The organism is Salipiger bermudensis (assembly GCF_020171625.1).
GTDB lineage: Bacteria > Pseudomonadota > Alphaproteobacteria > Rhodobacterales > Rhodobacteraceae > Salipiger > Salipiger bermudensis_B.
This window is the reverse complement of the sequence record NZ_JAIUZY010000007.1, coordinates 20,253-36,928: the sequence shown is the minus strand read 5'-3', so window position 1 is coordinate 36,928 and position 16,676 is coordinate 20,253. Positions and strand designations below refer to the sequence as shown.

The following is a 16,676-nucleotide window of genomic DNA, read 5'->3' as shown; positions in this document are numbered from 1 at the left end:
AAAATCGGAGGTTCCCATGTCGGGAGATAAGAAAACGGCGGAGCAGCTTGCCGCCGAGATGAAGGCTACGCACGAGAAGTCGATCAACGAGGTCAAGGCCATCGCCGAGGAAGCGCTTGGCAAGGCCAAGTCCGGCGAAGAGCTGAGCTCCAAGATCAAGGAAACCGCCGACGAGGCGCTTCTGAAGATGAACGAGATCACCGGCCAGATGACCGAGCTCGAGCAGAAGATGGCGCGCCGCGGCGATGGTGACCAGGAAGAGCGCAAGTCGCTCGGCCAGCGCTTCGTCGAGGATGAGCGGGTCAAGGCCTGGCTCGAGAGCGGTCCGAGCAGCGGCAAGGCCGATCTGCGGGTCAAGGCAGACCTCACGACGCTCACCACCGATGCCGATGGCTCCGTCGGCGACGGCGCCGCGCCGACCCGCCTTCCGGGCGTGCAGGAGCAGGCGCAGCGCCGCATGACGGTGCGCGACCTGCTCTCGCAGGGCCGTATGGATGGCAACACCATCGAGTACGTGCAGGAGACCGGTTTTAACAACAACGCAGCGCCGGTGGCCGAGGGCGCGACCAAGCCGCAGTCGGACATCAAGCTCGACCTGAAGAGCTCGTCCGCGAAGGTGATCGCGCACTGGATGAAGGCCAGCCGGCAGGCGCTCGACGATGTGTCCTTCCTGCGCTCGATGATCGACCAGCGCCTGATCTACGGCCTGTCCTACGCCGAGGAGAACCAGCTCCTGAACGGAGACGGCAGTGGGCAGAACCTGTCTGGCCTGGTGGTCAACGCGACCGCATACTCGGCGGCGTTCACGCCGGCCGGCGCGACCGCCATCGACACCATGCGTCTCGCAATGCTGCAGGCGGCGCTGGCCGAGTATCCGGCGACCGGCCACGTGATGAACCCGATCGACTGGGCGCGCATCGAGCTGACCAAGGACAGCGAGGGCCGCTACATCATCGGCAACCCGCAGGGCACGCTCTCGCCGACCCTCTGGGGTCTGCCGGTGGTGCCGACCCAGGCCATGGGCGTCGACAAGTTCCTGACCGGCGCCTTCAAGCTCGGCGCGCAGATTTTCGACCGCTGGGATGCCCGGGTCGAGGCCGGCTACGTCGACAAGGATTTCACCAACAACATGGTGACCCTGCTCGCCGAAGAGCGCCTCGCCCTGGCGGTCTACCGCCCCGAGGCCTTCATCTACGGCGATCTCGGCTTCGTCGCATAAGGCTTCGGCTTTCTCAGGAGGGCGGGGTTCCCCGCCCTCTCAGTAAGCCGATGGAGGATTGACCCATGAAGTTCACGGTCCTGCGCCCGCATCAGGGCGACAAATGGTATGACGAAGGTGACGAGCGCGAGGCGCGTGAGGGCGATGTTGCGCACCTCGTCGATAGTGGCGTCCTTGAGAAAGCGAAGTCTGAGGCGAAGGCAGAGCCGGCGCCGAAGAATAAGGCCGTGACGGCGCCGAAGAACAAGGCGGCGAAGTGAGCCGGATGTTGGTCAAGCGAAGCAATCCTCAAGGTCTCGTGGTCGAGCTCGACGTCCTGAAGGCGGCGTTGCGTGTCAGCGGCGACGCAGACGACGCGCGGCTGACGCATCTGGTCCGCGCCGAGATGGCGCGCTACGAGGATTTTACTGGCCGCGTGATGCAGCCCACGGATTTCAGCATTGCGCTGGATGGCTGGCTCTTCCCGGCCCGTCTGCCGGTTCTGCCGCTCCGCGAGGTCACCGCGATCACCTATCTTGACGCGGAGCATGTCGAGCAGACCTACGATGCCGCATCCTGGTATGTCACCGAGTCGGCGCCATTCTGGTCTGTCGGCCTTGATCGTGATGCTGGTCTGCCCGCGCTGTCGGACAGGCCCGCGCCGGTGCGGGTGGACTTCTCGGCGGGATACGATCTTCCGCTAGGGGGGGGCGACGAGGTCTCTTTGCTCGCGCCGCGGGCTGACGATCAGAACGCGATCATCCACATGATCGGCGTGGCCTACGATCAAGGCACGCCGATGGACGTGGGGGAGATGCGCAAGGTCTTCGGAAACCGTCGGGTGGCGGGATGGTGAGTGATCTTCGGTGGAGCGATCTCGACCGAGAGGTGCAGTTTCTGCGCCGCGATGGAGACGATGACGGTTTCACGTCGGAGACTGGATCGTTCGAGGTTCACGGTGAGCCCGTGCCGGCCAGCCGTTCGGACGTCTCGGACGGCGAGCGATGGCGCGCCGGTGAGGTGGCGTCGAGCCTCATGTCGCGTTTCCGGGTGCGCTGGTCGCCATTTATCGCGGGCATCACGCCAAAGGATCGGCTGACCAGCGAGGGGCTCACGTTCGACATCGTCGGGCTGAAAGAGGTCAAGCGGCGGCAGTGGATTGAGATCACCGGCAGCGCGAGGCTCGACCAGTGAAGGGCAATGTGACGTTGCAGGGCTTCGCCGAGCTTGAGACGCAGCTCGAGAAGATGACCAAGGCCACGGGCAAGGCCGCGCTGCGCCGGGCGGGGATCAGTGCTATGGAGCCCATGGCGCGAATTGCACGACGCCTCGCGCCAGAAGATACCGGCGATCTGATCGAGAGCGTCGAGGTCTCCGCCAAGGCCAAGGGGGCGGCGGCGGACATCGGCAAGGCCGAATTCGCGCAGGTCATGAAGAGCGGGGGCACGCGGCTCGAGGCGGCCAGTGCGCTTCGGTCTGCGAGGCGCGCTGCGAAGAAGGGCGGCGCGGCGCCACATGTCGAGCTCTTCATGGGCCCTGAGAAAGCGCAGACGAAGGCGGACGGCATCAAGGTGTGGGTCCAGGAGTTCGGCTCGGTCAATGTAGAGCCGACCCCCTACATGCGGCCAGCCTGGGATCAGGACCACAAGGCCATGCTTCAGCGTCTGCAAAAAGAGCTCTGGTTCGAGATCTCGAGCGCGCTGCAGCGCTCGCAAGCGCGGGCCGCACGCGCGGCAGGGTGGGAATGATGGAAAAACAGCTTCGAGCGCTTTTGCGCGGCTTTCCTGCCGTTGCCGATATCGCCGGGACACGGGTGAACTGGGGGGCGCATCCGCAAGGTCAGCCGCTTCCTGCCGTGATCTTACGCGTCATCTCCGATGTCGAAGGTCACACCACCAACGGGCGCAACGGCGTCTCAGCGGCGCGCGTCCAGATCGACTGCCAAGCGGAGAGCTACGGCGCCGCGAAGCTCCTTGCCCGCGCTGTGCGCAATAGCCTGACCGGCTATCGCGGCGGGCTCTTCCAGGCCGTTCTTTTCGCGAATGCGCGGAATGGACGTGAGGGCGGCACAGACGAAGCGGACCGGCCCTTCCGCGTTTCACTGGACTTTTTCGTCCATCACACCACCACCTGAAGGAGAGAAAGATGAGCGATCAGTTCATCGCCTATGGTGCCACGGTCGAGCGCTCGCTCGACGGCACCACCTGGGAAGCAATTCCCGAGGCCAAGGGGATCGCGGTTCCGACCGTCGAGACCGACTACCAGGAAGCCACCTCGCTCGACAGCCCCAACGGGTTCAAGGAATACGTCAAGGGTCTGAAGGACGCGGGCGTGATTTCCATCCCGTGCGGTTATACGCCCGCCGGCTACGAGCAGCAGCTTGCGGACCAGGCGGCATCCGACTCGATTTACTATCGGACCACGCTGCCGGCCGCCCCGAGCCAGTCCTCGGGCGATGTCTTCGAGTTCCGGGGATTCCCGACGCCGCAGCTCGAGGCGAACGACGTCGGCGCGATCGTCGGGATGAGCATCTCGATCCGCACCACCGGAGACGTGGCCTGGACGCGCGGCACCGCCGCGGCTTGATCCCAGCCTCTGAAATGACCTGACGAAAGGCGGCTGCCGACCCGGCGCCGCCTTTCGTGTTTCTGGCCCAATGCCTGGCCGAACTTTGAGGAATACCACATGACCAACTCGAAACGCGGCGCGATCAGCTTCACGGCTCTCGGTGCGACCCATCATCTGCACCTCAACACCAACGCTCTGGTGCGCTACCAGGACCTCTACGGTGAGACGTTGGTGCAGGGCGTGCAGAAGCTGAATGACACCCCGGGCGATGTCCGCAGCGTCCTGCGCATCTTCTATGTCGGCGTCGACCACGATGAGACCCTGACCCAGAAGGACGTCGGCGAAATGATCGACGATCTTGGCATCGGCAAGGCCTCCGAGCTGATCGGCAAGGCTGTTCAGGCGGCGTTCCCGGCGGCGGAAAGCGATGGCGCCGCCACGGAAGTGGACGAGGGTGCGACCTCGGGAAACGGACGCAAGGCGACCAAGGCGGCAAAGACGAGCTGACGCTTCTGCTCGAACACTGGCTCGCGGCGGGTCAGGACTACGAGCGCTTCTGGCGCCTGACGCCGGCGGAGATCGGCTGGATCCTCAAAGGTTGCGCCAAGGCGCGCCGGATGAGGTTCGAGGAGCAGCGCCAGCTCAGTCATGAGCTGGCCGCTCTGGTCTCCTACTCGTTTCACGATCCGAAGAAGCTTCCAAAATACGAGCCGGTTACCGGGTCAAAGAGCGGCGAGAAGGCCGGCGAACCGCCTGTCTCGCAGGAGCTGCAGCACGCACAGGTGCGCGGCTATTTCATCGGGCTCGCAATGCGCAGCGGCGCAAAAGTGCGCCCCTAAGGCGTGCCTCACCGGCACGCCTCAATTCAATCCGACAACGCGGGAGCCAGTCGATGTCGCAATCGGTCATCGGATCGCTGAGGGTAAACCTCGGCCTCGACAGCGCACAATTCGAGCAGGGCGCGCGCCGCGCGATGTCGACCTCGGACGGGATGCAGAATCGCTTCGCCTCCTTGGCGCGTGGCGTGGCTGCGGCGACCGCGGGCATCGCCGCAGCGGCCGGGGGGATCACCGCGCTTGCGACGTCCTCGGCAAACGCGGCGAGAGAGGTGCAGACGTTCTCGCGGCTCTCGAACGCCAATTCTCAAGTTTTCCAGAAATGGGCGTTTGGCGCCCGTTCCGTGGGTATCGAGCAGGATAAGCTCTCGGACATCCTGAAGGATGTGAACGACCGGGTCGGCGACTTCATCCAGACCGGCGGCGGGCCGATGGCGGACTTCTTCGAGAAGGTTGCGCCGAAGGTCGGGGTGACTGCCGAGCAGTTCCAGAAGCTCTCGGGGCCCGACGCTTTGCAACTGTATGTGAGCAGCCTCGAGAAGGCCGGCGCAAGCCAGCAGGAGATGACCTTCTACCTTGAGGCTATGGCCTCGGATGCGACTGCTCTGCTGCCGCTTCTGTCCAACAACGGCGAAGAAATGGCGCGGCTCGGCACGCGGGCGGAAGAGCTTGGCGCGGTGATGAGCGAAGAGGCCATTGCCGCCCTGAATGAGGCGCGGATCGCGCTCGGGGAATCGGCTGCGGCATGGACGGGCCTTGGCCAGACGATCGGCGCAGCCGCCGCGCCTGCGCTCGAGGCTGCGGCGCGCGCGAGCGCCAACCTCGCGGTTGCACTTCAGCCGGTCGTCCAGGTGCTGGGAGAAGCCAGCCAATACTTCGGTCAAGTTGCGACGGTCGCCGGGACTGCCGCCGTGATTTTCGGTGCGCGCCTCGCGATCTCGGTTGGCACCACCTACGTGAGCGCTGCGGTGGCCGCCGTGCGTCAGTCTGTAGCGCTCGAGATGGCGCTCGGAGCGACGTCGCGCGGCGCGGCGCTTGCCAGTGTCGGCATCAAGGGGCTGACGACGGCGCTGCGGGCGTTGAAGGGGGTGGCGATAAGCACCGTTATTGGCGCTATGGTCGTCGGCCTCGGGGAGGCGATCTACTGGTTCGGACGCCTTGTCTCTGCTGTGGGAGGTTTTGGCAAAGCTCTCGGTATGCTTGGCGATGTGGCGGCTGGGGTTTGGCAGGGGATCGTCGCCTCTGCCGCGGCAATCCCGTCGCGTCTCGACGGTGTCTGGCTTTCGATGAAGTCGAGCTTCTTGATCCGTCTCTCGGAGATGGCAACTGCGTTCCACGACTTCATTTGGCGCGTCGGGAACGCGCTCCAACAAACGGAAGGCTTCGAGGGCGTCGGTGACAGCCTGCTGGGTGTCGCCACTGCAGCAAGCGAGGCATCGGGTAAGCTCTACACGGCGGGTGCGGCGGCTGGCGATGCTGCCGAGGGCGCTTTCAGCGATGCGGCGGGTACAATCTCGGAGGCGTTTGGCCCGGCTCGTGCAGCGGTTGCGGCGCTCTCGGACGCCGTGTCCACCACTACCGACGAAACGGCGGCTGGCGCAGCGGCAGCGGGCGACTATGTCGCGCAGGTTTCTGGTATTGGCGGCTCCGGCGGTGATGGCAGTGGCGGCGCTGCCGGTAAGGCGGCCAAGGCTGTCGAGAAGTTGCGCGATCAGGTTAAGCAACTCGAACTCGATGCCGATCCGGTGAAGAAGTACAACGCCGAGCTGGCCGAACTCGACACGCTACTTAATCACGGGCTGTCGCAGGGCGCCTATGACAAGGCGGTCGGGAAGTTGAACGATGAGCTGGCGAGCAGTCTGCCGCTGGTCGATGACCTGACCGGCGCATTCTCGGATTTCCTCTTCAGCGGTCTCAAGGACTTCGAGAGCTTCGCGCAGAGCATCTGGTCGAGCTTCAAGCGTCTGCTCACCGATATGATCGCCACCGCCGCGCGCAACAAGATCATGCTGTCCCTCGGCCTCGGCGGCAGCGGAGGTTTGCTCGGCACAGCCGCGAACGCTGCCGGTATCGGCGGCGCGGGCGTTGGTGGTGGCGGAAGTCTGGGCCTGCTCGGTTCGGTCGGCTCGATCCTCGGCTCGGTGGGTCAGGGGTTCAGCCTCGCGGTCGGCAGCTTCATGAGCGGCGGCATCAGCGGCCTTGTCGGGACCATCGGTGCGCAAGTCGGCGCGGCCGCCACCGGGAGCCTGACCGCCATCGCCGGCGCCGTGGGAGCGATTGCCGCGCCGTTGGCGGCGGTGGTCGGCCTCGTGTCGTTCTTCTCGAAGAAGACGAAGGAGCTGGACCGCGGCATCCGTGTGACGATCAAGGACATGGACGCTCTGGTCGAGACCTTCTCGAAGACCGAGACGTCGCGCTTCTGGGGGATGAAGAAGAACAAGAGCACCGATTACGACGCGGCCTCCGCCGAGATCGCAGACCCGATCACTGCAGCAGTGCTGGATGTGGGGGAGAGCGTGCGCTCTGTGGCCGAGAGCCTGAACCTCGCGACTGACGCTCTCGACAGCTTTGATTACCAGTTCAAGCTGTCGACGAAGGGACTCTCCGAAGAAGACATCGCCAAGCTCATCGAGGAGCAGATGCTGAACCTCGCCAACGCGGCGGCGGGTGCGATCATCGGCACGTGGTCGGAACAGGTCGTGGTGCTGACCGACTGGGGCCGCAAGGTTGAAGCCTTGGGCAAGAAGAAAACCCCGTTCGATCTGCTCATGCCGCGGACGACGACCGAGACGATCGAGCACGTGAACGAGGAGTTCGCCAAGCTGCAGCTCGAAGGGGAAGGGGCGTTTGAAACCCTGCAGCGACTGAGCCAGCACCTCTATACGGTAAACGGTGTGTTCGACACGCTCGGCCAGGCGGTCTTCCACATTGGGCTGCAGGGCGCCGACACCGCGTCGAAGCTCGTGCAGGTCTTCGGTGACCTTGAAACCTTCACCGAAGCGACGTCGGCCTATTTCGCCGCGTTCTACGGGCAGGCCGAGCAGCTTGCGATCCTCACGCGGCAGACGACTGAAGCGCTGTCCGATCTGGGCTATGCTATGCCCGAGACCCGCGAGCAGTTCCGCTCCATGGTCGAGGGGCTCGATCTGACCACTGAGAAGGGCCGTGAGACCTACGCGGCACTCATCTCCATGTCGGGTGCGCTCGACAAGATCCTGCCGGCCGTCAACGACTTTGCCGCGATGCTCTCGGGTCTCGTCGGCAGCACCTCGTCGGCGATCTCGGGGATGATCTCTGAAGCGTCGAGCATGGCATCCTCGGCGGCCCAGGCGGCTGGCGACTGGCTGCGGGCCGCGGACACGCTTCGCGACTTCCTTCGGGACCTGACCTCGGCCAGCAGTAGCGCGCTTTCGCCGGCGCAGCAGCTCGCGGCCCTCACCAAGGAATTGAGTGCGACGTTTTCGGCGGCGCGCGGCGGCGACATCGATGCGGCGCGGGATTTCAGTGGCGTGGCGAATGGCTATCTGGATGCGGCCCGGGCGCAGGCTTCCTCCGCGCTCGAGTATCGCCGGATCGAAGCCAACGTGCGGGCGCAGGCAAACCTGTTGGCGGGGGTCTCCGAGCTTGAGGGGGCCGCGCAGTCGGCCATCGAGCACCTGGCTCAGCAGCAGGTCGACGTGCTCAACGAGCTCAACGACTACCTGCAGTCGACCGACAACCTGGCGCCTGAGGATCTTGCGGGGTTCGAGAACCGGATCGGCAGTCTGCAGGCCGCCATCGAGCAGGCTGAGATGTTCTCCTACGACTACCTGAAGGAACGCCTGCAGGTGACCGTGGATCTTCTGCCTGAGGCCAACATACCCTCCGATGTGAAGGCGCTCATCGCGGCGGCGGCCAACGGCATCGAGAGCAGCATCGAGTTTGCGGTTCGGGCTCCCGACCTGACCCCGGATCTACGCTGGCTCGCAGTCACGCAAGCATCGGAGCACCTGAAAACGGTCGATTTCGCGCTGGGGGACGATCTCGACATCCGCAGCAAGCGGCTCGCGCTCGACACCATCCAAGCGATGACCCGAACGATCAATCTGGTGATGGGCTCGCAACTCGACCACGACGAGATCGCCGTGGCCTTGGCCGGCAACAGCGAACTGGCGCGGGTGGTCAATGTCGCGCTCGCGTCGGGCGAGGACCAGGATGCCATCAAGCTCGCTCTCGCCAATACCGGCAGCTACTCCGTGGCGGTGCGGGCCTCGCTGTCCGCTTCGAAGGAGATCCGGAAAATCGTCTTCGACGGCGCCGGTGGTTACTCTGCGATGATCGAAGCGGCGTTCTCGGCCGAGCTGACCGCCGATCAGCGCCGGGTGCTGCTGCAACGGCAGGGCAACTACGCGGTGACGATCTCAGCCACGCTGGCGTCCCGGATGCCGGACAATCGCCGTAGGCTGCTGCTCAACGCCTCTACCAGCGCGGCGCGTGCAGTGACCGTGGCGATGGCTTTCGCGGGTTCGGTCACCACGGCGCAGCGCAAGTTGCTGCTGACCCAGAGCGCCAACATCCAGCGCAAGATCTCTGCCATGGTGAACCCAGAGGGGATCACCGCCTTCGATCAGCTCTTTCTCGACCAGCTCGCCAACGGCGGCGATCGCTCTCTGGGGATCACCGGCTGGCTCGAAACCCGCGGGATCCACGGTCTCGGCAAGACCTTCATCGGACAGCTGGCCAGCGGAGATGGCGAGACATGGCGCACGGTCAAGGGCGGCGTCGAATTCGGCTCCCTCAGTGGCTTCGCCTCGAACTACCTCAAGCAGATCGCGGCGGGCCGTGGCGCGGTCGCGCGCAACGTCCGAGCAGAGGTACTGACGGGTGCGATCAGAGGGCTCGGTGCAGACTATCTGGGCCAGCTTCTGGCTGGGGCAGGCGGCGTGGCGCGCACCATCGTGGCGAAGATGAACGGCAGCGGTATCGGGCAGGCGGGCTGGAACTTCGTCAACCTTCTTTCGTCCGGTTCCAGCGCGATCAACCGGGTTCTGAACGGGCACGTCAACCTGTCGGGCCTGACCGCGGCACAGCGCTCTATGCTCGAGGCTATACAAGGCGGCAGCGTCGGGACGCTTCGGCTCGGCGGCTCGTTCGTGTTCGACCCGTCGAGTGCGTTTTCGAGCTGGTACGTCAACGCCACACGCGACCAGATGGCATCGCCAATGGCGGCCGTCCGGAACTCACTCGATAGTCTGCGCATGGCTATCAATCAGCACCGCGCAGAGCTGGTTGCTCAGGCCGAGGCGGCAGAGCGGGCGGCCCGGATCACGTCGCTGCAAAACAGCCTTTCGACGGCGGTCCAGTCCAATAGCGCCTTGCCCTCGCAAGGGCGAGCGATCATCGACCAGATCGAAGCGCTTGAGCGGCAGACGGGCGTCAGCCTGCGCAAAGGCAGCGGCGACGCCATCCTGCGCGTCGGATCGAACGGACGCATCGAGTATGACGCGAGCCATTACAGCTATCGCAAAGGCGACGATCTCGCGGGCTTCCGTTCGACCTTCTACGGGGCGGATGGGCTGCAGGCGCAGATCGGAAAATACAACGCTTCGGTCAAAAGCAGCTCCAGCACGCTCAATAGCCTGCGCAAGCAGATCCGGGATCTTGGCGGGGTGCCAGCTTTTGCGGCCGGCGGCCTGCACGCTGGGGGTTTGCGCCTCGTCGGCGAGAACGGCCCGGAACTGGAAGTGACGGGCCCGGCTCGATACTACAGCGCGCCCCAGACGCGGGGGATGCTCAGTCGAAGCGAAGAGTTGGCGGAGCTGCGGCTTCTCCGGAAGGAGCTGGCCGACCTTCGCGACACGACGACCCAGCTCGGCCTGCGCTCGGGCCGTGATCTCTCCAAGATGCGAAAGCTCGCGGAGAAGGCCGATATCATTGGCACTCCCCCTGAAAGGAGCGAAGCATGAAAGTGATAGCGCCGATTGCGATCACTGAAGCGATTCTCGCCGACAGCAATGTGGGCGAGGACGACAACCCAGCGTGGAATGCCGGCACGACCTACGCGGCGGGTGCACGTGTCAATGTTCTGTCCGCGCACAAGGTTTACGAGAGCGCGCAAGGATCGAACCAGGGCCATGATCCGAGCACGGACGATGGAACGTGGTGGATCGAGGTCGGCGCCACGAACCGCTGGAAGGCTTTCGACCAGCGGCTCGGCGACCAGGTGCAGAACGCTGGCACTATCACCTACAGCTTGACCGCGCCGAGCCTCGTGACCGGTATCGCGTTCTTCAACATGGCCGCGGCGCAAGTCCGGGTTCAGGTGACGGACGCAGCATCAAATGAGACCTTCGACGTCACACAGTCGCTCGTGGATGCCACCGAGATCGTCGACTGGTTCACGTTCTTCACCACGGACATCGACGGCTTTGTTACCGAGGCGCTGTTCACGGGCCTGGCAGCATACCCTGGCTACACGATCGACATTACCATCGGCTCCGGGGTGGGCCTAGCGCGCGCAGGTCAGATTGTGCTCGGGAAGGTGGTGCAGCTCGGGGCCACGCTCGAAGGGACGACCATCGGGTTGACGAGCTTCTCGACCAAGCAGGTCGACGAGTTTGGCAGCTGGACCATCGTGCCCCGCGCGAAATCTGATCCGGTCAACTTCGACTTCGCCATGCCCGCTTCCGGGGCGGGCCGGGTCAAGCGGGTGCTGAACAGTCTCCGCGACACGCCCGCCGTCTACTACGCCGACGAAAGCCTGATCGGCGACCTCGGCGCCATGACCTACGGCCTTTTTCAAGACTACGAGATCCCGCTCCGCAAGGCGGGGGTCTCAATCGTGCAGCTCGAAATCGAGGGTCTCACATGACGATCGAACTCACCCCGGCGCCGGCGCTTCCAAGCCTCAATGATCCGGCCACATTCAATCCCCGCACGCTGGCCCTGTTCTCGTGGCTCGTGAACACGTTCATCAGCGAACTGGAGGGGATTACGCCAGCTGACTTGCTGACCGAACTCACGAACGGAACTGCGGCGGCGCCGTCCCTCGCCTGGCTTTCCGACCCGGATACCGGGTTCTTTCGGCCAGGAGAGAACCAGATCGGGATCGTAACGGGCGGTGTTCGTCGAATGCTGCTTTCGGCCTCTGCGCTGACAATTAGCGTGCCTCTTTGGAGCGAGGCAAGTCAGGTCATTGCCGCCAAAGAAGCGTTCGATCCGTCAGGCGCCGCCTCGGGCGAAGCGTTGGGCACAGTAAAGGTGAACGCCTTCGCTGGTGGCACTGCTTTCAGCGGTCTCCCCGGTGGGCACATTGCTTTTGGGCGCCCGGATGGGTCAGGACGGCGAAAGGCAGCTATCGGTTCGGTCCAGCACGACAACGAACCGAACCGGGTCGGCCTTCTCTTCTACTGCTACCCCGGCACGACGACCTCGACAGATCAGGTCTACCCGCGCATGTACCTCAACCCTTGGGGGTCCTTGCTCGTTGGGAGCGAGATCTTCACCAATTCCCTGCCGGGTGACACCGAAAACCCCGGCGGCCACCGCGTAGTTCACCACGGGAACCTGCTGGGCGCGGTATCATGGGACGGCGGCGCGCCGACCGGTGCTGTGATCGAGCGCGGCAGCAACGCCAACGGCCACTACACGAAATACGCCGACGGCACGATGGAATGCTGGCACGTGATCGACGCTGGCGACACCCGCGCAAACGGCGCCGGAACTTATGCCGACCCCTACAGAAGCGGCGCGCTCAACTGGACATTTCCGGCCTCATTTTCGGCGCCTCCAAGCGTTCAGGGGGCTTGTCAGACTGACGCTAGTGGCACGCTTCGCGGTCATGCCGCAGTGACTCGCTATGTAACCGCCAACTACTCGAACGACATGCAGGTATTCCGCCTCTCGTCGAGCAATGCGCCCAGTTCTGGATACCCGACATATCTGCACCTCCATGCCGTCGGGCGCTGGAAGTAAAGGAGTAACCTCATGGATATCCCCCTCTCTCCCATGCGCCGTGACGAGCGGCTCACTCTCTCGAAAGCCGGTGACGCGCTGACCCTCAACGATGAGGTGTTCGACTTCACCGACCTGCCGAACGGCGCGACCCTGCCGCGCTCTGCGATCAATTCTTACTGGTTCGCTGGGGACGTGACCCGTGACGAGGCAGGCGAGTTGACCGTGCCGGTGATCCTGCCGCACGGCTACAACGCGCCCGAGGAAACCCGCTTTCCGGCGACGCTTGAAAACGTGTCGGATGGGCCGGTGGTTCTCCCGATCTACGAGACCCCGGAACCCGAGCCGGAACCCGAGCCCGAGCCGGAAGAAGCGCCCACCGAGGAGTCTATCTGATGCCCAACATCGATTTTTCCCAGATGATCACCGTCGAGGACAAGGCGGCGCAGGAACAGGGCCGCCGCCGGGACGCCCTGCACGCGCACCGCGACCAGCTCATCGCTGCCGGCACCACCGTGACCGTCACCGGCATTGGCGACGTGCCGGTGCGCGGGCTGCCCTTCGACCAGACCGTGATGCTCTCGCTTCTTCAGCGCGGGGCTGCACGAGTTGCGGCAAACGACACCAGCGCCGACATCCTCTTCCGCGACGACGCCAATACCGAGCACATGCTCACCGGCGCGCAGGCGGTGGAGCTGGCCGAGGTCGGCATGGCGTGGGTGCAGGCGGTCATGGCCGCGAGCTGGGCGCTCAAGGATGCCGGCAACATCCCGGCGGATTACGATGACCCGGTTCACTGGCCTTCCTGACCAGTTCTTCCGGAACGAGGTTTCCCTACGTTGGGAGATCGGTCGAGAGGGCTCGGGCGCATTGGTCGTGGTGCCGGCCGGCTTCGTCTTCGATGTCTCGATCCCAGCCGGCGTGCGGTGGATCTTCGACCCCTGTGACCCGACCTACCTCAAGGCCTCCTGCGTGCACGACTGGCTGCTGGTCGATGGCTGGGACCGCATCACTGCGGGCGCGGTGTTCCACGAGATCCTGCGAACGCAGGACATCAGCCTGATACGGCGCCTCGTCATGTGGCTCGCCGTCAGCCTCTGGCGCTACCGCTAGAACGACACCACCCGCCGCCGGCGGGATTTTTTATGACCGGAGGCAACGTGCTCGGCAAACCACTTGAATTCTGGGTCGCGCTTGCCGCCGGGGCCTTGATCGTCATCGAGAGAAACAGGGCGCGTCCGTTCGTCGGGCGCGTCTTCATCGCCGCGATCAGCGCGGGCATCGGCTACAGCCAGACGCCCGAGGTCGCGGACTGGACCGGCCGGAGCGAGACGCTTGTCGTCATGGTGCTGACCGCGTTCGGATACATGCTCCTCGACATCGTTGCCGCGGTGCTGGCCGATCGGGAGTTCGTAAAATCCATCATCAGGGAGCGTCTGGGGAAATGACCCATACACGCGCAACGCTGCGGCAGTACCGCGGACTAGTCGGGGCTTTTCTGTTGTTCGGGCTGGCTTATCTCTTCGCGCCGTTGGCGGAGACCCGGTTTTGGCCGGTGACAACGCCGTTCGAGCGGACGGTCCTGACATCGGTCCAAGATGGTGGCGCGAGCGAATTAGCGGGTGGCGCGGTCAAGCTGCGCGGCGATTGTGAGTATCGTGGGATCGAGGTCTTCCTCGGCGCTCGAGGCAAAGGGGTTCGGATCCCGGGCGCGCACTTCAAGGACCGGCCACAGGAGCGTGGCGAGGGGCGGCAGGAATGGGGACGCCTCTACGTCCCGATCCCCGATTTCATGATCGACCAGACCTTCGCCGATGTTCTGCATTCCTGCTACCGCGGCGAGCGATACCTGACCCGAACCCATTTCTGGTGAGGCTAAGCGCGAGCGCCGCGTCCGCCTGGGGGAGGCGGCATGACCTGGGGAAAGAAGGCCTACCGCAGCACTCGCTCGCGGACATGAGCAGATCGACAAGTTGAAGACAACCCTAATGCCCGGCCATCGCGCCGGGCTTTTCTATTTGGAGATAAAGATGCGGACCATCACAGAGATCATTGTTCACGCGACGGCGACACGGGCCGGCTGGATGGATGGCCGCCCGACCGCGGACAAGGTGGCGGAGGTCAAACGCTGGCACGTCGAGGATAACGGCTGGTCTGATATCGGCTATCACTTCCTGATCGATCGCGACGGCACGGTGGCGACCGGGCGTCCGATCGAGCGCACCGGGGCGCATGTCAAAGGCCGCAACACCGGGACCATCGGCGTGTCGCTGTTCGGCGGCCACGGCAGCGCGGAGACGGACGCCTTCTCGGATCACTTCACCGAGGCACAGGATGCGGCGCTGCGCGAGCTGCTGGCGGATCTCGATAGCACCTATGGGCCGGGCCTCAAGATCAGCGGCCACAACGAATACGCGGCCAAGGCGTGCCCGGGCTTTAATTTGGCGAAGTGGCTCGCCGGGGCGCTGCCGCCGGTCGACGCTGATCCGGCGACCGACCCGGACTACACCGCCGCGAGCAGGCTCCGCTGGCGCCTGGCCGAGATCCGAGACACCGCCAGCCGCGCGCTGGCCGGCGAATGATCCTCCCCGTCACCGACTGGCGTCTTGCGCTGGTCCTCTCCGCGGCGCTGTGCCGCCTCTCCAACAAGGAACACCCTCATGGACATTCTGAGATCTCTTCTCGCCGATGCGGGGCTGCAGGAAGCGCTGCTCGGCCTCTTCGGCATCATCCTGACCATCATCATCAACCGCGCCGCCAGTGCCTTCACCGCCGCCACGGGGATCGCGATCGAGCGTGATGCACGCGAGGCGCTGCATTCCGCGATCAAGAGCGGCGTTGAAGCTGCGCTCGCCCGCGGGACGGACGCGGGGTTCGAGGAGGTCAAGGCGTTCGCGATCCATCACGCCCAGCATTCCATTCCGGAGAAGATCGAGCAGCTCGTGCCCGGCGATGGCGTCCTCGACAGGCTGGTGCTGCGCTACTACCGCGAGGCGATGGCCCACGCGGGCCTCCAGATCCCGGCCGATCCGACGCCATCGCGCGCCCGCAGGTAGGCCATCGAGTGTTTCGAGTCTTGCCAGATCCGCCGGCGCAGCGCCGGCGGGCGACGGGCCTGACGAGATCCGCCGGCGCGGTGCCGGCGGTGGGCGGGCCGGGCATCACCGGCCCTTTTAGAGAGGGGCAGAAGCCGCCGTTTTTGGCCGGATAGTTTTGGCGAGGGCTTCTGTCCGACACCGGTCGTTCAGACCCCGACGGCAAACACTGAATAGAGTGTTTCTGCGCTTCAAATTCGAGAACAAAGCCACTAATAAAGGCTGCGGCAGCCGATCGGTCGAGACGGCGGGCCAGCAACCCGTGAGCCGGACCGCCTGTTCGCGAGTTTACTAACACCACCCCACGCAGTTTGGAGATGACTGATGATTAAAATACTCCTTCCCATTCTTCTCGCAGGGTCCCTCGCTGCGTGTCAAATGGGCGAGACGATGGAACCAACCGGGAATCTCGAGAACGATATGCTGCCCAGTGCGGAGGTTACAGCGTTTCAAAGGGTGGACCAGCGCTTGGACTATAGAGACAGCCGGATCGGCTACGATGAGTCGAACTGCGCGGTCTACGAGGCGATTGATCCGAATGGCCGCCCGTACTCTGAGCCTCTCTTAACCACTGGTGGCACCCCGATTTGCGTTGACTGATATCGTGGGATCATCCCGGTCGTGCGAGCGACCTGTTATCGAAGAATCGCTCTAGGACACGACATCTAAGCGGTTGGGCCGGACCGCTCGCGACGTCTCGCGCGAAACAGAGGGTATGTGCGCAGAGGGTAGATTCGTCCCGCGCAGCGGCTACTGACCAGGTTGTAGGTGAAGTTCCAGTACAGAACGCTCGGCGGTGGGTGTCCAGATTCCGCTCAGAAACTGAGATGACGTCCGCGCGGGATCCTCTCCCGCCCCGCGCCATTAACCTGGAAAACTGCAGACGACGTTGCTAAACTTAGGTGGTCAGGCTTTGAGGTCTGAGAGCACCCTCCGAACCCGGACCGGCCCGGCAGTGACACAATAGATTTTGTCCAGCGGGGGTTCGAAACCTCGGTTTGGGTGGGGCTTCCTGACTCTATGGAATCTCTCGATTGTACATGAAAT

At 64.3% G+C, this 16,676-nt stretch carries 19 protein-coding genes; all 19 read left to right on the top strand.

From position 1 onward, the window contains the following. Positions 1 to 16 precede the first annotated feature (16 nt). Positions 17 to 1,219 (top strand): phage major capsid protein, encoded by a 1,203-nt coding sequence (locus LCM15_RS13600; protein ID WP_224857293.1) that lies wholly within the window; start codon positions 17 to 19, stop codon positions 1,217 to 1,219. A gap of 65 nt (positions 1,220 to 1,284) precedes the next feature. Continuing rightward, positions 1,285 to 1,479, top strand: coding sequence for a hypothetical protein (locus LCM15_RS13595; RefSeq protein ID WP_224857291.1), 195 nt, complete (start codon positions 1,285 to 1,287; stop codon positions 1,477 to 1,479). A gap of 5 nt (positions 1,480 to 1,484) precedes the next feature. Further along, on the top strand, positions 1,485 to 2,054 hold the full coding sequence (locus LCM15_RS13590; protein ID WP_224857290.1) for a hypothetical protein: 570 nt from the start codon (positions 1,485 to 1,487) through the stop codon (positions 2,052 to 2,054). Then, a complete protein-coding gene (locus LCM15_RS13585; RefSeq protein WP_224857289.1) occupies positions 2,048 to 2,392 on the top strand; it encodes a head-tail adaptor protein in 345 nt (114 codons plus the stop codon). Before LCM15_RS13590 ends, LCM15_RS13585 begins: the two co-directional genes overlap by 7 nt. Then, positions 2,389 to 2,946, top strand: a complete 558-nt coding sequence (locus LCM15_RS13580; protein ID WP_224857288.1) for an HK97 gp10 family phage protein — start codon at positions 2,389 to 2,391, stop codon at positions 2,944 to 2,946. The genes LCM15_RS13585 and LCM15_RS13580 overlap by 4 nt, the downstream gene beginning before the upstream one ends. Further along, entirely contained in the window at positions 2,946 to 3,332 is a 387-nt protein-coding gene (locus LCM15_RS13575) for a DUF3168 domain-containing protein (RefSeq protein ID WP_224857287.1), read from the top strand. Before LCM15_RS13580 ends, LCM15_RS13575 begins: the two co-directional genes overlap by 1 nt. An 11-nt stretch (positions 3,333 to 3,343) precedes the next feature. Beyond that, positions 3,344 to 3,784, top strand: a complete 441-nt coding sequence (locus tag LCM15_RS13570; RefSeq protein ID WP_224857286.1) for a phage tail tube protein — start codon at positions 3,344 to 3,346, stop codon at positions 3,782 to 3,784. Between the two features lie 99 nt (positions 3,785 to 3,883). After that, positions 3,884 to 4,273, top strand: a complete 390-nt coding sequence (locus LCM15_RS13565; RefSeq protein WP_224857285.1) for a hypothetical protein — start codon at positions 3,884 to 3,886, stop codon at positions 4,271 to 4,273. A gap of 110 nt (positions 4,274 to 4,383) precedes the next feature. Continuing rightward, a complete protein-coding gene (locus tag LCM15_RS13560) occupies positions 4,384 to 4,605 on the top strand; it encodes a hypothetical protein (RefSeq protein ID WP_224857283.1) in 222 nt (73 codons plus the stop codon). Positions 4,606 to 4,658: 53 nt separating this feature from the next. Continuing rightward, a complete protein-coding gene (locus tag LCM15_RS13555) occupies positions 4,659 to 10,547 on the top strand; it encodes a hypothetical protein (RefSeq protein ID WP_224857281.1) in 5,889 nt (1,962 codons plus the stop codon). Then, a complete protein-coding gene (locus tag LCM15_RS13550; protein ID WP_224857279.1) occupies positions 10,544 to 11,452 on the top strand; it encodes a hypothetical protein in 909 nt (302 codons plus the stop codon). Before LCM15_RS13555 ends, LCM15_RS13550 begins: the two co-directional genes overlap by 4 nt. After that, complete coding sequence (locus LCM15_RS13545) at positions 11,449 to 12,555, top strand: hypothetical protein (protein ID WP_224857277.1); 1,107 nt, start codon at positions 11,449 to 11,451, stop codon at positions 12,553 to 12,555. Before LCM15_RS13550 ends, LCM15_RS13545 begins: the two co-directional genes overlap by 4 nt. Before the next feature lie 12 nt (positions 12,556 to 12,567). Then, positions 12,568 to 12,930, top strand: coding sequence for a hypothetical protein (locus LCM15_RS13540; protein WP_224857275.1), 363 nt, complete (start codon positions 12,568 to 12,570; stop codon positions 12,928 to 12,930). Next, positions 12,930 to 13,343: a hypothetical protein gene (locus LCM15_RS13535; protein ID WP_224857273.1), complete on the top strand. Its 414-nt coding sequence runs from the start codon at positions 12,930 to 12,932 to the stop codon at positions 13,341 to 13,343. The genes LCM15_RS13540 and LCM15_RS13535 overlap by 1 nt, the downstream gene beginning before the upstream one ends. After that, positions 13,318 to 13,647: a DUF1353 domain-containing protein gene (locus tag LCM15_RS13530; protein WP_224857271.1), complete on the top strand. Its 330-nt coding sequence runs from the start codon at positions 13,318 to 13,320 to the stop codon at positions 13,645 to 13,647. Before LCM15_RS13535 ends, LCM15_RS13530 begins: the two co-directional genes overlap by 26 nt. Positions 13,648 to 13,679: 32 nt before the next feature. Next, positions 13,680 to 13,982, top strand: a complete 303-nt coding sequence (locus tag LCM15_RS13525) for a hypothetical protein (RefSeq protein WP_224857269.1) — start codon at positions 13,680 to 13,682, stop codon at positions 13,980 to 13,982. Next, positions 13,979 to 14,407: a hypothetical protein gene (locus tag LCM15_RS13520; RefSeq protein WP_224857267.1), complete on the top strand. Its 429-nt coding sequence runs from the start codon at positions 13,979 to 13,981 to the stop codon at positions 14,405 to 14,407. Before LCM15_RS13525 ends, LCM15_RS13520 begins: the two co-directional genes overlap by 4 nt. A gap of 115 nt (positions 14,408 to 14,522) precedes the next feature. Further along, entirely contained in the window at positions 14,523 to 15,116 is a 594-nt protein-coding gene (locus LCM15_RS13515) for an N-acetylmuramoyl-L-alanine amidase (protein WP_224857265.1), read from the top strand. Between the two features lie 78 nt (positions 15,117 to 15,194). Further along, a complete protein-coding gene (locus tag LCM15_RS13510) occupies positions 15,195 to 15,590 on the top strand; it encodes a hypothetical protein (RefSeq protein WP_224857263.1) in 396 nt (131 codons plus the stop codon). Positions 15,591 to 16,676: the final 1,086 nt, after the last annotated feature.

Excerpts from the sequence above, each read along its gene's own strand:
- LCM15_RS13600 (WP_224857293.1), top strand. The coding sequence starts at position 17 with ATGTCGGGAGATAAGAAAACGGCGGAGCAGCTTGCCGCCGAGATGAAG.
- LCM15_RS13595 (WP_224857291.1), top strand. The coding sequence starts at position 1,285 with ATGAAGTTCACGGTCCTGCGCCCGCATCAGGGCGACAAATGGTATGAC.
- LCM15_RS13590 (WP_224857290.1), top strand. The coding sequence starts at position 1,485 with ATGTTGGTCAAGCGAAGCAATCCTCAAGGTCTCGTGGTCGAGCTCGAC.
- LCM15_RS13585 (WP_224857289.1), top strand. The coding sequence starts at position 2,048 with ATGGTGAGTGATCTTCGGTGGAGCGATCTCGACCGAGAGGTGCAGTTT.
- LCM15_RS13575 (WP_224857287.1), top strand. The coding sequence starts at position 2,946 with ATGGAAAAACAGCTTCGAGCGCTTTTGCGCGGCTTTCCTGCCGTTGCC.
- LCM15_RS13570 (WP_224857286.1), top strand. The coding sequence starts at position 3,344 with ATGAGCGATCAGTTCATCGCCTATGGTGCCACGGTCGAGCGCTCGCTC.
- LCM15_RS13565 (WP_224857285.1), top strand. The coding sequence starts at position 3,884 with ATGACCAACTCGAAACGCGGCGCGATCAGCTTCACGGCTCTCGGTGCG.
- LCM15_RS13560 (WP_224857283.1), top strand. The coding sequence starts at position 4,384 with ATGAGGTTCGAGGAGCAGCGCCAGCTCAGTCATGAGCTGGCCGCTCTG.
- LCM15_RS13555 (WP_224857281.1), top strand. The coding sequence starts at position 4,659 with ATGTCGCAATCGGTCATCGGATCGCTGAGGGTAAACCTCGGCCTCGAC.
- LCM15_RS13550 (WP_224857279.1), top strand. The coding sequence starts at position 10,544 with ATGAAAGTGATAGCGCCGATTGCGATCACTGAAGCGATTCTCGCCGAC.
- LCM15_RS13545 (WP_224857277.1), top strand. The coding sequence starts at position 11,449 with ATGACGATCGAACTCACCCCGGCGCCGGCGCTTCCAAGCCTCAATGAT.
- LCM15_RS13540 (WP_224857275.1), top strand. The coding sequence starts at position 12,568 with ATGGATATCCCCCTCTCTCCCATGCGCCGTGACGAGCGGCTCACTCTC.
- LCM15_RS13535 (WP_224857273.1), top strand. The coding sequence starts at position 12,930 with ATGCCCAACATCGATTTTTCCCAGATGATCACCGTCGAGGACAAGGCG.
- LCM15_RS13530 (WP_224857271.1), top strand. The coding sequence starts at position 13,318 with ATGACCCGGTTCACTGGCCTTCCTGACCAGTTCTTCCGGAACGAGGTT.
- LCM15_RS13525 (WP_224857269.1), top strand. The coding sequence starts at position 13,680 with ATGACCGGAGGCAACGTGCTCGGCAAACCACTTGAATTCTGGGTCGCG.
- LCM15_RS13520 (WP_224857267.1), top strand. The coding sequence starts at position 13,979 with ATGACCCATACACGCGCAACGCTGCGGCAGTACCGCGGACTAGTCGGG.
- LCM15_RS13515 (WP_224857265.1), top strand. The coding sequence starts at position 14,523 with ATGCCCGGCCATCGCGCCGGGCTTTTCTATTTGGAGATAAAGATGCGG.
- LCM15_RS13510 (WP_224857263.1), top strand. The coding sequence starts at position 15,195 with ATGGACATTCTGAGATCTCTTCTCGCCGATGCGGGGCTGCAGGAAGCG.